At 47.0% G+C, this 15331-nt stretch carries 18 protein-coding genes; 10 read left to right on the forward strand and 8 right to left on the reverse strand.

All coding sequences use genetic code 11. From position 1 onward, the window contains the following. From ABV409_RS16410 to ABV409_RS16455, 10 genes are all read left to right on the forward strand, one after another. Positions 1 to 894: an AraC family transcriptional regulator gene (locus ABV409_RS16410; protein ID WP_353878712.1), complete on the forward strand. Its 894-nt coding sequence runs from the start codon at positions 1 to 3 to the stop codon at positions 892 to 894. Beyond that, the gene (locus tag ABV409_RS16415; RefSeq protein ID WP_353878713.1) at positions 891 to 1490 is read left to right on the forward strand and encodes an alpha-ketoglutarate-dependent dioxygenase AlkB family protein; all 600 of its coding nucleotides are present in this window, start codon (positions 891 to 893) and stop codon (positions 1488 to 1490) included. The genes ABV409_RS16410 and ABV409_RS16415 overlap by 4 nt, the downstream gene beginning before the upstream one ends. Positions 1491 to 1654: 164 nt before the next feature. Beyond that, a complete protein-coding gene (locus ABV409_RS16420; RefSeq protein ID WP_353878714.1) occupies positions 1655 to 2515 on the forward strand; it encodes an SPFH domain-containing protein in 861 nt (286 codons plus the stop codon). A 2-nt stretch (positions 2516 to 2517) separates the two neighbouring features. Next, the gene (locus ABV409_RS16425) at positions 2518 to 3027 is read left to right on the forward strand and encodes a hypothetical protein (protein ID WP_353878715.1); all 510 of its coding nucleotides are present in this window, start codon (positions 2518 to 2520) and stop codon (positions 3025 to 3027) included. Continuing rightward, positions 3014 to 3172, forward strand: coding sequence for a DUF4177 domain-containing protein (locus tag ABV409_RS16430; RefSeq protein WP_353878716.1), 159 nt, complete (start codon positions 3014 to 3016; stop codon positions 3170 to 3172). The genes ABV409_RS16425 and ABV409_RS16430 overlap by 14 nt, the downstream gene beginning before the upstream one ends. Then, positions 3169 to 4098: an alpha/beta hydrolase gene (locus ABV409_RS16435; RefSeq protein WP_353878717.1), complete on the forward strand. Its 930-nt coding sequence runs from the start codon at positions 3169 to 3171 to the stop codon at positions 4096 to 4098. Before ABV409_RS16430 ends, ABV409_RS16435 begins: the two co-directional genes overlap by 4 nt. Continuing rightward, positions 4091 to 4264 (forward strand): type II toxin-antitoxin system antitoxin, encoded by a 174-nt coding sequence (locus ABV409_RS16440; protein ID WP_353878718.1) that lies wholly within the window; start codon positions 4091 to 4093, stop codon positions 4262 to 4264. Before ABV409_RS16435 ends, ABV409_RS16440 begins: the two co-directional genes overlap by 8 nt. A gap of 61 nt (positions 4265 to 4325) precedes the next feature. After that, entirely contained in the window at positions 4326 to 6521 is a 2196-nt protein-coding gene (locus ABV409_RS16445) for a DUF5916 domain-containing protein (protein WP_353878719.1), read from the forward strand. A gap of 42 nt (positions 6522 to 6563) precedes the next feature. Continuing rightward, a complete protein-coding gene (locus ABV409_RS16450; protein WP_353878720.1) occupies positions 6564 to 7826 on the forward strand; it encodes a DUF819 family protein in 1263 nt (420 codons plus the stop codon). 65 nt (positions 7827 to 7891) lie between these two features. Further along, complete coding sequence (locus ABV409_RS16455) at positions 7892 to 8584, forward strand: DUF4369 domain-containing protein (protein ID WP_353878721.1); 693 nt, start codon at positions 7892 to 7894, stop codon at positions 8582 to 8584. A 17-nt stretch (positions 8585 to 8601) separates the two neighbouring features. Here ABV409_RS16455 and ABV409_RS16460 read toward each other — a convergent pair whose 3' ends face one another. The 8 genes from ABV409_RS16460 to ABV409_RS16495 all read right to left on the reverse strand — a co-directional run. Continuing rightward, on the reverse strand, positions 8602 to 8874 hold the full coding sequence (locus ABV409_RS16460) for a hypothetical protein (protein WP_353878722.1): 273 nt from the start codon (positions 8872 to 8874) through the stop codon (positions 8602 to 8604). A gap of 25 nt (positions 8875 to 8899) precedes the next feature. Continuing rightward, the gene (locus ABV409_RS16465) at positions 8900 to 9868 is read right to left on the reverse strand and encodes a type I phosphomannose isomerase catalytic subunit (RefSeq protein ID WP_353878723.1); all 969 of its coding nucleotides are present in this window, start codon (positions 9866 to 9868) and stop codon (positions 8900 to 8902) included. A gap of 11 nt (positions 9869 to 9879) precedes the next feature. After that, positions 9880 to 10287: a 6-pyruvoyl trahydropterin synthase family protein gene (locus tag ABV409_RS16470; protein ID WP_353878724.1), complete on the reverse strand. Its 408-nt coding sequence runs from the start codon at positions 10285 to 10287 to the stop codon at positions 9880 to 9882. Then, positions 10284 to 10814 carry an isopentenyl-diphosphate Delta-isomerase gene (idi, locus tag ABV409_RS16475; RefSeq protein WP_353878725.1) on the reverse strand — a complete coding sequence of 177 codons (531 nt, stop codon included), beginning with the start codon at positions 10812 to 10814 and terminating at the stop codon, positions 10284 to 10286. Before idi ends, ABV409_RS16470 begins: the two co-directional genes overlap by 4 nt. Before the next feature lie 78 nt (positions 10815 to 10892). Next, positions 10893 to 11810, reverse strand: a complete 918-nt coding sequence (locus ABV409_RS16480) for a PorP/SprF family type IX secretion system membrane protein (protein ID WP_353878732.1) — start codon at positions 11808 to 11810, stop codon at positions 10893 to 10895. A 43-nt stretch (positions 11811 to 11853) separates the two neighbouring features. Then, positions 11854 to 13824, reverse strand: a complete 1971-nt coding sequence (locus tag ABV409_RS16485) for an Ig-like domain-containing protein (RefSeq protein ID WP_353878726.1) — start codon at positions 13822 to 13824, stop codon at positions 11854 to 11856. Between the two features lie 67 nt (positions 13825 to 13891). Then, the gene (locus tag ABV409_RS16490; protein WP_353878727.1) at positions 13892 to 14539 is read right to left on the reverse strand and encodes a hypothetical protein; all 648 of its coding nucleotides are present in this window, start codon (positions 14537 to 14539) and stop codon (positions 13892 to 13894) included. Positions 14540 to 14568: 29 nt separating this feature from the next. After that, the coding region (locus tag ABV409_RS16495; RefSeq protein ID WP_353878728.1) for a hypothetical protein at positions 14569 to 15331 on the reverse strand (763 nt) is incomplete at its 5' end.

The raw sequence follows: 15331 nt of genomic DNA on the forward strand, positions 1-15331 counted from the left end.
ATGGAAAAGAAAATGGAGCTGAAAAAAGCGAAACCCGCATTTGAAGCGATCGCCCCTAATTTCGGGCATTCCTATACCTACGTCAAATTTGACGAAAACAAGGAAAACAAAGTGAACGGTTGGCACTACCATCCCGAATTGGAATTGGTTTATGTCAATGGTGGTTCGGGCAAACGCCAAATCGGAAGTCACGTTTCCTATTATAGGGACGGGGATCTGATTTTGATAGGATCCCACCTTCCACATTGTGGATTCACGGATAAACTGACCGGGAACAAGAGCGAAACCGTGGTTCAAATGAAACCCGATTTCTTGGGCAGTGACTTTTTTGAGATCCCTGAGATGAACAAAATCCAAAAATTGTTCGAAGTGGCGAAAAGCGGCATCGCGTTTTATGGCAAAACCAAGCGGAAAATCGGGGAAAAAATGGAAATTCTGGAATACCAAACCGATTTTCAACGGCTATTGTCCATCCTGAACATACTGAACGAATTGGGCAATTCGGATGAATTCAGGGTGTTGAATGCCGAAGGATTCGCCATGGAAACCGAAGTCAAGGACAACGATCGGATCAATGTGGTGTTCAATCATGTGAAGACGCATTTCAAAGAAGATATCAGTTTGGGTGAAATCGCCGATATGGTCAGCATGACCGTACCTTCCTTTTGCCGGTATTTCAAAAAAATCACCAATAAGACCTTTGTACAGTTCGTCAACGAATACCGCTTGGTCCATGCCTCGAAACTCTTGGCCGAACAACCCATGAGCATTACGGAGGTCTGTTTTGAGAGCGGGTTCAACAATTTTTCCCACTTCAACAAGTCGTTCAAGGCCTTTACTGGGCAAAACCCATCTGAGTACCGCAACCAACTCAAAGCCGTGTTGGCCTCATGACGTCGTTGTTTTCAGATTCCGAGACCTTTGAGTTACCCGATGCGGATCTGCGGTATTACCCGCATTTCATACCGACCATTGATGCTGCCGCTTATTTCGCCCGCATGAAAGAAGCGCTGCCTTGGCAGCAAGACGATATTACCGTTTTCGGTAAGACCTATGCCCAACCAAGACTGACCGCCTTGTTCGCCGATAACGGTAAGCCGTATCGGTATTCGGGCCTGACCATGCATCCACACCCGTTCGAGGGTGATTTATTGGAAATCAAATCACAACTGGAAGCACATACCGGCCATCGCTTTACCACCTGTTTGGCCAATTTATACCGCGATGGGCAAGACAGTAACGGTTGGCATGCCGATGACGAACCTGAATTGGGTCGAAACCCGGTCATCGCTTCCATTTCCTTGGGGCAAGAACGGTATTTCCATCTTCGCCATAAGCAGCTCAAAGAAGCGCGGCACAAACTGTTGTTGCAAACCGGCAGCCTCTTGTTGATGCAAGGGGCGATGCAGCATCATTGGCAGCATCAAATCCCGAAAACGAAAAAAACCATCGGGGCCCGCATCAATTTGACCTTTCGCATCATCAACTAGGATCGTAACTGCCCACGACTCCACTTTCCTTTTGCATCCCATTACAGCATTTCAATGGATACCCAATCCATCACAGCTGGCGCCGTACGCAGATCCTATTTGGAAAATTCAATTTGATTTAATATATTTATGATATCATTTTAATATCAAATAACACAGCAATCATGACAAACGAAAAAATCATTACCCCGTTGAACGGCTATTTCATGCTGTTCGTTACCCTATTTTTATTTTTTGGCGGTATCGTCTTGGGGGTACGCGCCGAAAACCCATGGTATGGCCTTGCCACCGTATTCGGACTCATCCTGTTCGTCGGATTGGTATTGGTCAATCCGAACAGTTCACGCGTCTTGCTGCTTTTCGGAAAATATGTGGGTACCATCAAGAAAAATGGCTTGTATTGGGTCAATCCGCTCTATTCAAAACGGAAGATCTCACTTCGCGCCAGTAATTTTGACAGCGAGCGCCTCAAGGTGAACGATAAACTGGGGAACCCGATCATGATCAGTACGATTTTGGTCTGGAGGGTCACCGACACCTATAAAGCGGCCTTTGATGTCGACGACTATAAGAACTTCGTACGTGTACAAACCGATGCCGCCGTTCGTAAATTGGCTAGCATGTACCCCTATGACAACTTTGCCGATGAAGGAATCGAGGAAGACATTACGCTTCGGTCAAGTGTCAATGAAGTGAGCGAAGCCCTTGAAAAAGAAATCCAAGACCGATTGGAGATGGCGGGTATCGAAGTACTGGAAGCCCGTATCGGTTATTTGGCCTATGCCCAAGAAATCGCGAATGCCATGCTGAAACGCCAGCAAGCTACCGCCATTGTCGCCGCCAGGCATAAAATCGTAGAAGGTGCGGTCAGTATGGTCGAAATGGCACTTGATGAGCTCAATGAAAAAGACATTGTCGATTTGGATGAAGAACGCAAAGCGGCCATGGTCAGTAACTTAATGGTGGTCTTATGCTCCGATAAAGACGCCTCACCTGTGCTGAACACCGGTACTTTAAATCATTGATCATGCGGGTGTTTTCTGAAAAACAATGGTTTAACCAGTGGTGGATGCTCTTGATCAACGGAAGCCTTTTGATCCTACTCGGGGTTTTTTGTTATCGCTGGTTCGTTCTTGAAGAAGCGGTAGACAAAGTGGCCCAAGATGATGTGCTAGGTCAGATCTTGGTCATTGTCCTCTTGTTACTTTGCTTTGGGCTGCCCTTCTTGTTTAAATTGCATACCACTATTGATGAAACGGGGATACAGCTACGGTTCGCCCCCTTCCATCGGAACGCGAAACGTTATTCTTGGTATGACATTTCAAAATGCTACACCAGAAAATACCGGCCGATTAGTGAATACGGTGGTTGGGGGATCCGTTTTTTCCCCAACCGCAACGATATCGCCTATAACGTCAAAGGTTCAATGGGCATTCAGCTTGAATTGAAAAACGGAAAGAAAATATTGATCGGCACCCAACGCCCTGAAGCTGCCGATCAAATCATCAAAAAATACCACGACAATGAAAGAGTATAAAGTCACCCAATGGAAAATGGGCATGAAAAACAATAACCAACGCCTGGAAGATGTCTTGAACGAACATGCCAAACAGGGTTGGGTGGTACTTGATGTTGCGGAACAATCCATGCGGATTATTTTTGAAAGGGATAAGAACCGATGAGATCGATCCTATTTTTTGTTTTTTTATCGCCCCTTCTCCTGGTTTCCCAAAAGATTTCGGAAGACATCGAAATCTTCAATGATACCATTGCGTTACCGGGTACCCTGACCTATTTGGAAGGCTACGATCCACTTCCTTTGGTAGTGTTCATACACGGTTCGGGAAATGCCGATAGGAACGGTAACCAAGGTGGATTGGCCACAGCAGACCACATCAAACAACTATCGGATAGTTTGGTGGCCCACGGTATCGCGTTTTTCCGGTTCGATAAACGGACTTCGAATCCTAAAAACCGCAGCACCATAAATACCTTGTCGTTCTTTGACCTCGTTAAGGATGTAGAGACCATTGCCGCTCATTTCGGCGAAGACCCGCGATTTAGTGGGGTCCACTTGATCGGCCATAGCCAAGGGTCTTTGATCGGTATGTTGGTCGCCCAGCGCACAACGATTAAAAGCTATACTTCATTGGCTGGCCCTGGTACGCCCATCGATCAAAGTCTGGTACGTCAGATCACGGCCCAAAACGACGATTTGGGTAAATTGGCGGAAGAACATGTCTCGGAACTCATGACCACGGATACCATCGTTGAGGTCCATCCTTTTCTATACGCGGTATTCGCACCACAAAACCAGGGTTTCCTGCGCGAATGGATACCGCTGGATCCTGCCAAGGAAATCGCCAAAATAAAGGCGCCGGTCCTCATTCTCAATGGGGACGCCGACAGTCAAATTACCGTGGCTGATGCCCAACTGCTCCAGCAAGCCAGGCCGGATGCACGCTATGAGATCATTCCAAAAATGAACCATGTACTGAAAACGGTAAATGACGCTCTTGAAAACCAACAATCCTATCTCAATCCCGATTTTAGGATTCCCGAACGACTAATTTCCGTATTGACCTTATTCATCAAATCAAATGAGTAAAAAAAAGGCATTTGCATTGCGGTTGGATGAAGCCATGTTCAAGGCCATTGAAAAATGGGCATCCGACGAATTTCGGAGTACGAACGGGCAAATTGAATGGATGCTAATGAAAAGTTTGAAAGACGCCAAAAGGGCACCGAAAAAGAAAAACGGGAGCGACACCTAGTTTTGGGATTTTTTTAACGAAGCTTCGCCTTAAATTAGCCCGACTAATTCAAAATCGCTTCATGGCAAGAATTTACGCTGCCCTTGTTGCACTCTTTTTTCTGGGTATTGGCCACGCGCAAAACCAAAAAAAATCATTTACCGTTAAGCACATCCAAGATGCCATCACCATTGATGGCAGACTTGACGAGGCGATTTGGCTTCAAGCAGAAAGTGCCCAAGATTTCCACCAATATTTTCCTTCCGATTCGGTCATGGCCGAACAACAGACCAATATCAAGATGCTGTATGACGATACCACCTTGTATGTAGGTATCAAAGGGAATGCCGCTGGAAGGGAGTTTATCACCCAATCTTTACAACGTGACTTTCGCGGTGGGGGTATCGATCAGATCAGCTTGGTTTTCGATACCTTCAATGACGGCACCCTCGCCTTCCTCTTCGGGATGAACCCCTTTGGTGTTCGCAGGGAAGCCTTGATATCAGGTGGTGGTACGGCCCGGAACGGTTTTACGACATCATGGGACGTCAAGTGGCGTGGCGAATCGACCATCAACGATGATCATTTCATCATGGAAATGGCCATCCCATTGACCTCGTTTAAATTCAAGGAAGGGGAAACGAAATGGCGGTTCAATAGCTATCGCCTCGATATGCAGACCAATGAACGGACCACCTGGATGCAAATTCCACAAAACCAGTTTATTTTCGGATTGGCTTTTATGGGAGACATGATCTTTGAGAAAGGACTGGGTAAGTCACGTACCCCTCTGGCCATTATTCCCTATGTCAACGGCATCGTCGCCCGTGACTATGAAAACGATGAGAACCTCAACGACTTTAAGGTCGGTGGTGACGCCAAGATATCCATTGGCAATAGCCTGAATCTCGATCTGACCCTGAATCCTGATTTCTCTACGGTCGAAGTGGATAACTTCATTACGAACCTGACCCGGTTCGAAGTGGCCTTACCCGAGCGCAGGCAATTTTTCATCGACAATAACGACCTATTCGGAAGTTTCGGAGGGGGTCGTGATGCCAACCCCTTTTTCTCGCGTCGTATCGGTATTGCCAGGGATACGGCAGACAATACCATCGAAAATCGAATTATCGGGGGGGTTCGCCTTAGTGGTAAACTGAACAATAACCTCCGTCTTGGGTTCTTGAACATACAGACTGAAGAGGATGAAGCCAACGAAATCCCGTCGAACAACAACATGATGTTCGCCTTGCAGCAAAAACTGTTCTCCCGTTCAAATCTGGGTTTCTTTTTTATCAACCGACAAGCCATCAATGCCGATTTCCTTCCGGAAGACGAAACCTTCAACAGGGTCATTGGTCTCGATTATAACCTGGCCTCTGCGGATAACAGTTGGACCGGAAAATTTTACGCCCATAAATCCTTCCAACCCGATGACAGTGAAGGAAACTATTCCCTCGGATTCAATTTGGGAAAGAATACCCGGAATTTTTCGGCCTTTGTCGACGTGGTTTCCATCGATGAGGAGTTCAATTCGGATCTGGGCTTTATCCGCCGTAAGGATATCTTTAAGGTTGCCAATATATTCGAAGGCAGGTATTGGCCTAAAAAAGGCAGCGTGAACCGGTATCAAGCCCAAGTATTCAGTGTGGTCACCTGGCGACCCGGACTCGATTTCCTGTATTCTGACTACAACCTTTCAGTGGAGACCAGCGCCGAATTCAGGTCATTGGAACGCCTGCAAGCCCGTTTCCAAAAGCGCTTTGTATACTTGACCGATGAGTTCGAACCTACGGGTAAAGACGATGCAGTGCCCTTACCTGCCGATACGGGATACCATTTCAACAATATCGAATTGGAATTCCAATCGGATCAGCGACGGGTATTCTCATACGGGTTCCAGCCCAGTTTCGGTGAATTTTTCAATGGCAACCGCTATTCGATGGAAGGGAGTTTTAACCTCCGTTTCCAACCGAAGGTTACCGTGGGGTTGAACATGCAATACGACCATATCGACCTACCCACTCCGCATTCAAGGGCCGACATTTGGCTGGTCAGTCCACGTGTGAACATTACCTTCAACAAATCGGTGTTCTGGTCGACCTTGGTCCAGTACAGCAACCAACGTGATAATTTAGGAATCAATTCGAGGCTACAATGGCGTTTTGCTCCCCTTTCGGATCTATTCGTGGTATACAATGACAATTATTTCGTGAACTCCTTTATGCCCAGAAGCCGATCGATCAACCTCAAACTGACCTATTGGTTGAACATTTAGGGAGACCTTTTTGTTATATTTGACAGTAAACCAACTGTCAAAATGAATCAATTTCCCTTTACCGACGATACCGTAATCGCTGGACTTCTTGCGCTCTGTCTTGGGTTCGTTTTTTACACATCGGCCCTGCAATCGCGAATCTGGAAGAAATTCTACACCATAGTGCCCACAGTCTTGATGTGTTACCTCTTGCCCGCTATTTTGGCCAGTACGGGCGTGGTTTCGGAAAAAGACTCGAACCTTTATTTTGTGGCCAGTCGGTATTTGCTTCCGGCTGCCCTGATTTTGATGACACTGAGCATTGATATCAAGGCGATCATGAACTTGGGGTCGAAAGCCCTGATCATGTTCTTCACCGGTACGGCCGGTATCATCATCGGAGGGCCATTGGCGATTTTGATCGTTTCCATTTTTTCTCCTGAAACCGTCGGCGGGGCAGGCTTTGATGCCGTATGGCGGGGTCTTTCGACCATTGCGGGAAGTTGGATCGGTGGCGGTGCGAATCAAGCCGCTATGCTCGAAGTGTTTCAATACAATCCTGAAAAATACGGAGGCATGGTCCTGATCGATATCGTTGTAGCCAACATCTGGATGGCCTTGATCCTACTGGGTGTCGGAAAGACCGACAGGATCGACAAATGGTTGCGATCGGATACCAGTTCCATCGAGGAACTGAAACACAAAGTCAGCGAGCACACCGCTAAAATAGCCCGGGTAACCACGCTACCTGATTTCGTCATGCTGTTCTTTTTCGCTTTTGCAGGGGTCGGACTGGCGCACTTTCTTGGGGGGCAATTCGCCGATTTCTTGGAAGCGAATTTCGAAGTCATCCGAAACAAGGAAAAAGTATTGTCTTCTTTAGGGTCCAAGTTTTTGTGGATGGTCGTTTTCGCCACAGCATTTGGAATCGGACTTTCCTTTACCAAAGCGAAAAATTACGAAGGCGCCGGGGCCAGTAAAATCGGTGGGCTCTTCATCTACGTTTTAGTGGCCACCATCGGAATGAAAATGGATTTGGGCCGTGTGCTCGAGAATCCGGGTCTCATCGCCATCGGGTTGATATGGATCGCCATACATGCCGGACTCTTGATTTTGGTCGCCAAGCTCATCAAAGCGCCGTATTTTTTCTTGGCGGTAGGAAGCCAGGCAAACGTCGGGGGGGCCGCCTCTGCGCCGGTCGTAGCCGCGGAGTTCCACCCGTCCCTAACTTCCGTCGGAATCTTATTGGCCGTCTTCGGCTATGTGGTGGGTACGGCGGGGGCTTACCTTTGCGCCTTGCTGATGGAGGTCGCCTCGAACATATAAATCGGTTTTTTGCCGTGCCCAAAACAATTAGATTTTCGATATTTGCGGCCTAAATGGCAACAGCGATGAAGAATTACCTCTTGACCCTTCTGATAGGAATTGCATTGGTTTCTTGCGAATCCGAATCCGCTAACGACATGATCGTGAGTGGTGAGATCGCCGGTTTGAAAAAGGGTACCCTATACTTGCAGCACATCCAAGACTCGGTCTTGACCACCATTGACTCACTGGTCATTGCCGGAAACGGGAGCTTCCGATTTAAAACCGAGGTACCCAGTCCTGAATTGTTCTATTTGTATTTAAAGAAAGCGGATAACAACGATTTAAATGATCGTATTTCGTTTTTCGGGGAAGCTGGTGAGATTTCGATCAATACCCATTGGAACACCTTTGACCTCAATGCTGAAGTCAGTGGATCGACCTCAAACGACGTTTTGGAAGAATGCCGAACCATGTTGACCAACTTCAACAAACGCGACCTTGAATTGGCACAATTGGCGGTTTTACCCGAGTTTCAAGAAGTGCCTGAACGCGTTGACTCCATCCAAAAACTGATGGATCGGAACATCATCCGTCGCTATCAATATGTTTTGAATTTCGCGCTCCGCAATGGCAACACTCCCGTTGCACCTTATCTGGCCTTGTCGGAAGTAGCCGATGCCAATCCTAAGTACTTGGATTCCATCCGGAATAATTTGAGTGCTTCGGCTGCCGATTCGAAATACGGAAAAGCGCTAGCGGCTTATTTGGATCAATAAAGCCCGTTCTCAGGAAATCAATCGCCAAGTTTGTTGAGCCTTTCCACAAGCGTTGTTGCGGTTTGCTCCAATTCACTTCGAATGGCTTTGAAATGGGCCTTTTTGTCACCTTCGACCTTGGCATGGACCTTATCCATCAAACTATCGAATGCAGCAATCGCACTATCGATCAAGGCCGTGCCCTCATCGGAGTTGTTGTTATCGGTGGCAGCCTCCCATTGGTAGACCGCGTCCATGATATCACCCAAAACGAAATTGATATCCTTTTTTAAATCCCTGATACTTGCCATAAAGAGGTTTTAACCAAATGTAACATTAAATTGTAACTTCCAAAAGTCGGGCCCCATCGGTTTCGATTCGGAGTTGTTCGGTAGCAGCGGGTATGAGTAGGGTTTCCCCTTTTACCAGGTCGGCTTCGCCTCCTTCGCTCTTGAAACGGGCCTTTCCTTTAACACACAGATATATGGTAAACGAGTCCCTCGAAGTAAGGTCTTGTTCAAAATCGCGATCAAGGTTCAAATAGTCCGTTTTGAAATACGGACATTCGACCATAGCATTGGTTGCGTTTTCGGCCTGGGGGTAATTTACCTTAAAATCGTCTTTCTTTGAATAATCAATGGCATCGAGGGCCAATTCGGTATGCAACTCCCTTAAATTCCCGTTTTTATCCTTTCGGTTAAAATCGAAAACGCGATACGTAATATCGGATGTCTGTTGAATCTCTGCGAGCAGAACCCCTGCCCCAATGGCATGTATCTTCCCGGTGTTGATGAAAAACGTATCCCCTTCAGCCACCTCCTCATAATTCAAAATATCGAGCAAGGATCCGTTTTCAACACGTTCCTGATATTCCGTTTTTTCGACTTCTTTATTGAACCCAACGATCAATTCAGCGCCGGGATCGGCATCCATGATGTACCACATTTCGGTCTTTCCGAAGGAACCGTGCCTTTTTTGGGCCAGCTCATCATTGGGATGCAATTGGATGGAAAGGTCTTTCTTAGCATCGATGAACTTGATCAATATCGGAAACTCGGTTCCAAAACGATCAAAAACGGATCGACCAAGAAGGCCGTCCTGATGTTCATCAATCAGGGTCTGCAAAGAGGTTCCTTGCCATGGCCCGTTCGCAACGATGGAAACATCGCCTTCGACCGCAGAAAGCTCCCAGCTCTCACCGGTAATGTCGTTCGGGATTTTTTTGTGCAATACCTCACCAAGTTTCGTCCCTCCCCATAAGCGTTCTTTCAGTATGGGTTCGAATTTAAGCGGATAGAATTTCATAGTTTGTGTGATTAACCTGTATAGGTAACAAAATTTCGCGGCGTTTCGTATAACACCACTTCAATATCATTGGCTGCATCGATATGCGGTCGCAAGCGATCATAAATCACTACGGCGATATTCTCTGCTGTCGGATTCATTTCCTTGAACTCTGAAACCTCCATATTCAGGTTCTTATGATCCAAGCCTTCCTCAACGTGCTCTTTGATCAAGTCCTTTAGGATTTTCATGTCCATGACATACCCCGTTTCCGGATTGATTTCACCGGTGACACTGACGATCAACTCGTAATTATGACCGTGGAATTTGGGATTATTGCATTTCCCAAAGACCGCTTGGTTCTTTTCAAAATCCCAGTCTTGTCGATACAAGCGATGTGCGGCGTTGAATTGTGCCTTTCTACTTACCTTGACCTTCATCCTTTCAAATTTTCGGTGACATGATCATAGAAGCGATCGAAAATGATCTTGAACCATGCCGTATAATTTTCAGGATGTTTTGCGATATCGTTTTTGACATCTTCCGGGTACATCCATTTCCATGCGGCCACCTCATCGGGGTTCAAGACGGGATCTTGTTCATATTTTCCAATCATCACATGATCTAACTCGTGCTCGGTCAGACCGTTATCAAATGGGGCCTTATAGATAAAGGAGAAAAGCTCTTTCAATTCGGTCTCAAAACCCATTTCCTCATTCAATCTTCGCTTACCTGCTTGGATATTCGATTCCCCGTCCCGTTGATGGCTGCAGCAAGCATTCGTCCAAAGCAAGGGGGAATGGTATTTTTCGGCAGCGCGCTGTTGCAACATCGTTTGGCCTTTCCCATTCATAATAAACACAGAAAAAGCCCTATGCAGCACGGCTTTTTCATGGGCTTCCATTTTTGGCATCAGTCCAATTTTCTCATCATTGGAGTTCACCAAAATCACAAGTTCTTCATTCATAGGGTAAAAATAATCCGTTTCGGCGATTTGCCGATGCGAAGTCTTGAATTTATTTCCACTTGAAAAGCTTGGAAATGCCTAGAAGAAACGAGGTGATTTAAGGTTTCCGAGCGCTTTGAAGAAATCGTAACGCAGAATGATCTCGAACGATCCGTCATTGAAGGCGGTCGCCCCGAGATCCGTGATTTCCCTATCATAGGCAATACCGATCAAGAACTCCTTTGATATCTGAAATCCGGCCAATCCGCTGAAAGCGGCATCCCAGCGATAAGCTGCCCCGAAAATGAATTTTTCGTTTAGCATGAAGTTCGCCGAAACATCGACCTGCAATGGGGCTCCCTGCACCATTTTGGTGAGGAGTGCCGGTTTGAATTTCAAAAAGGGATTCAAATCCCAAACATATCCGGTAATGAAATACCAATTCATCTGCTCCCTAGCCGTTGATAGTGAGGACTCATCAAAATGTTCAGTCTCCAAGAACCGTGGCACCGATAGTCCCGCATAAAAGCGTTCGGTATGGTAATAGACCCCGGCCCCGATGTTCGGAGAAAATCGGTTGTCGATATTTTGTTGCAAGGTCGGATCCGGGCCTTGGCCCAGGTCTTGGTTCAATTCTGAAAAGCGAACGTCCAAAAGATGGGCACTGGCCTTCAGGCCGAAACTCAATCGCGCGTCCACGCTGGTTTGGATGGTATATGAGAAATCCAAATCGAAATAGGTTTCCGAAGTAGGTCCGATGATATCGTTGACAAAGGAAAGTCCCATACCGACACCCCTATATCCTAGTGGTGTATGCAAATTCAAGGTCTGGGTTTCAGGAGCCCCATCAAGACCGACCCATTGTGCCCGATACAATCCGGCAATACTCATATGCCCCCTAGAGCCCGCATAGGCAGGGTTGACACTTACCGTGTTGTACATGTATTGGGTATACTGTGCATCTTGCTGGGCCATTGCCTGTTGCAAGCCTAGGAGCGAGAACAGCCCCAACAGCATTTGTATGATATATGTTCGTTTACACTTCTTCACGTTCTCCTGTTTACCTGTTAATGTATATGTAGCCTGATAACTGTTTCATACTTCCTGCTTGGTCTTCATAATCTATGATGTAGAAATATGTTCCTACGGGAAGTTTGTTGTCTTGATCAACGGTGACCCGCCCTTCGGAGGTACCATCGAAGACATTCCCTGAGGAGTTATAGGCTTTGGTAACATATACCAGTACGCCCCATCGGTTATAAATTTTAACGGTGTTGTTTGGAAAGTTTTCAATATTCGCGATACGAAGCACATCATGGATGCCATCCCCGTTCGGAGTCAGCACGTTGAACACTTCGATCTCATCGGAACCGGTAGGTTCTAAGTCTGGGTCCAAATAGTTCGGTGTTCCATCGGAATCGGAATCGTCATTGCTGAAATCACCGTCCTGATCCAAATCCTCGTCAATGGTCTCGATACCATCATCATCATCATCGGGATCTCGATAGTCAGGAATGCCGTCGCCATCGGTATCGGGCAAATCAGTTGTAGGATCGTTGACCTGATCGTTCGGATCTTCATCGATTTGGGTATCCCCTTCGTATCCATCGTCCAATCCATCGTTGTCCTTATCCGAACCAACGAATACGACATCAGCCACCCCGTCTTGGTCAAAGTCATGGCCCTCTATGCGATCGGGTACCCCATCGTCATCACTATCTTCGTCTACATAATCAGGAATACCATCTCCATCGGTATCTACTGGGATCAAGCCTACGTTTCCGCCGTTCTCATAGACATCATCCAAACCATTTCCGTTGAGGTCGCCGCCGCTCGGTGGCAGGTACCCCAGCGTGGTTTGGGCTTCAATATTATCGGGTATACCGTCATTGTCACTATCGATATCCAAATAATCGGGTACCCCATCCCCATCGGTATCCGTAGGGTTGGTACTTGGATCATTATCACCGTCGGTATTCAAATCCTCAAAAGCGTCAACGATACCATCGTTATCGGCATCAATATCGATTTGATCCGTGACGATAACGGTTACGGTGGCCGTACTACAGTTTCCTAAGGCATCACAAATCGTGTAATCGAAGGTATCCGTTCCGGTAAAACCTGGATTCGGGGTATAGGTTACGAAATCATCCGAAGGATCATTCGGTGTACCGTTATCGTTGATGGTTACCGTACCATTTGATGCCGGGGTCGTTGTGAACGTTCCTGAAGTCGGCACATCATTGTCATTGGCCAGTACCATAATATCCACAGCTACATCCTCTTCTGTAGTGACCGAGTCGTCAAATGCATCAACAATCGGTAAGACATCAATGGTAACCGTAGCGGTACTGCAATCCCCCATCGCATTACAAACGGTGTAGTCGAAAGAATCGGGTCCGTTGTAATCAGGATCAGGCGTATAGGTCACGATATCATCCGAAGGATCGTTCGGCGTTCCATTATCATCAATGGTCACCGTTCCATTCGCTGGATTTGTTGTGGTCAAGGTGCCGGTGGTAGGTATATCGGTATCATTATCAAATAGTGGTACCACTACGGATTCGTCTTCATTCACCGTGACGAAATCATCGACCAAGGTCGCTGCCTGATTCAAACAAACCACGGTAAATCTGGGGAGTTCAATGGCGTTTCCGGCCTTTGTAATCGTGGCAACATAGCGTTCAACGGTCGTTGTTGCGATAACGGTAGGTTGGGTGCCGGTCAATGAGGGATCGTTCCAACCGATAGTCGCACTGCCTTGGAGGTTGGCACTTACATCCAAGGTTACTTCGTTAAATGGGGCGTTGCAATTCGTTACGATGAAATAGCCCGTGGCGTTCGATCCGCATAAGGTACCATCGTAGGTAGCGAAGTAAACACCAGGTTGGGTAACCTCATAAAAAGAATCCGTTGCCAAAACGGTGGCCGGGTCACTGGCCTCATACCACCTGAAATTCGTTTCATCTCCTGAATTGGGGGCTTGGAGCAAGAATTGGGCATGCAGTTGCCCCGCTGCAAAAAACAACATGAGGCATACGAGGATGGGCCGAATATGTAAGTAGGTTGTATTCAAAATAGGCTGCTGCTCCTTTTGTTTATTTTACGACAAAGACTACATTGATCAATGAATTGTAATCTGCCGGCTGACCAACAATGTCGTATTCCATTTCACCATTCGATCCGTCAATGCTGATATTGGCGAAAACCGCAGGATCGAAAAACGTTACATAGTAATACAGTTCGTTAGCTGCATACACCGGGATATCGGGTGCGGTGGTCGAACCATCCACACTCTTAACCAGATTCACATTGCCCGAACCGAATTGATCCAGATATTCTTGATACAAATTCACCGTTCTGTTCGTGCCGTTGGTCGAAGCGTCAATGGCAATTGAAGGAGGGTAGAAAATCCGCCCAGAGGCCGAGGTGATGGGCGCGATATCTTGAATTGCCTCTTCTACGGTAGTTTCAGTGTTGCCGTCGCCATCGACATCAGCCGGGGTATCCGAGTTTACCTCAGAAGCCGTTTGATCATCGGTGGCCCGTTCCCAAACCGAACCGGTAAAGTAGTAAATGGTGTTTTGATCGGTGTTGTACAAACACTGTCCGACCGTTGCTCCGGTGATGTTGTTCATTTCGGTATTGGTGGCCGTGGGCATGCCCATTAGGCTCCCTGCATCGACCTGTGCACTTACCGAGGCTACGGATACTAAGAATCCAATAGTCAAAATCACATTTTTCATTCGAATCTTCTTTATCTAATTGGTTTGATTTAGTTAGGGATGACTATGACCGTGAACATAAAGTCCAAATCGATATCATCTTTTTGCGTGGTTCCATTATCACTATCCCCGATATTGACTTTAAACCCGGACGTTTGTTGATCGTAATAGGTAATCCCGGGGTCATCATAGTTTGCCGATGAGTTTCCTGGGCAGTTTCCTCCACAGTCCGGAATGGTCAATTGGATGATGTAGTTCGTATTCGCCAAGGCGGATGAAAAGGTGATTTGATAATCGCCCTCGGTTCCTCCACTACCGTTATTGGTGGTCAATTTGGAAACGGTAGCATTGTAAATGGCAGCAGCCGTTCCATTGGCATTGATCTTTCCAGTGGCATAGATTTTAGGCATGGCCGCCAAAGCATCCAGTGCTTCTTGAACCGTGGTTTCATCGGTACCATCCTCATCGAGGTCTACATCAGTTGCCAAATCCACTTCATCGGCTTCCTGATCATCGGTGCCTCCATTATCGTCTACCCATGAGTAGACCCCACTGCCGTTTGTGCTCAATACTTGGCCGTTGGTACCACCAGTCGGTAGTTCGATCTCGTTCGTACTGTCATTATCGTTATCCGCAATGGATACCGTACCTCCACCATCACTTAAGGTTACATCGGTACCTGAACGTGAAATGGTCTGTAGCTCGTTGCTTGCATCGGCATCCGCATCATCGACCAAAGCCGAGAGGTTGACCGTTACATCCGTGGTTCCTTCACTGATCGTCAACACGTTGCTACCGTCCAAACTGGCTGCG

This window comes from Flagellimonas algarum (assembly GCF_040513375.1).
In the GTDB taxonomy this organism is placed as follows: domain Bacteria; phylum Bacteroidota; class Bacteroidia; order Flavobacteriales; family Flavobacteriaceae; genus Flagellimonas_B; species Flagellimonas_B algarum.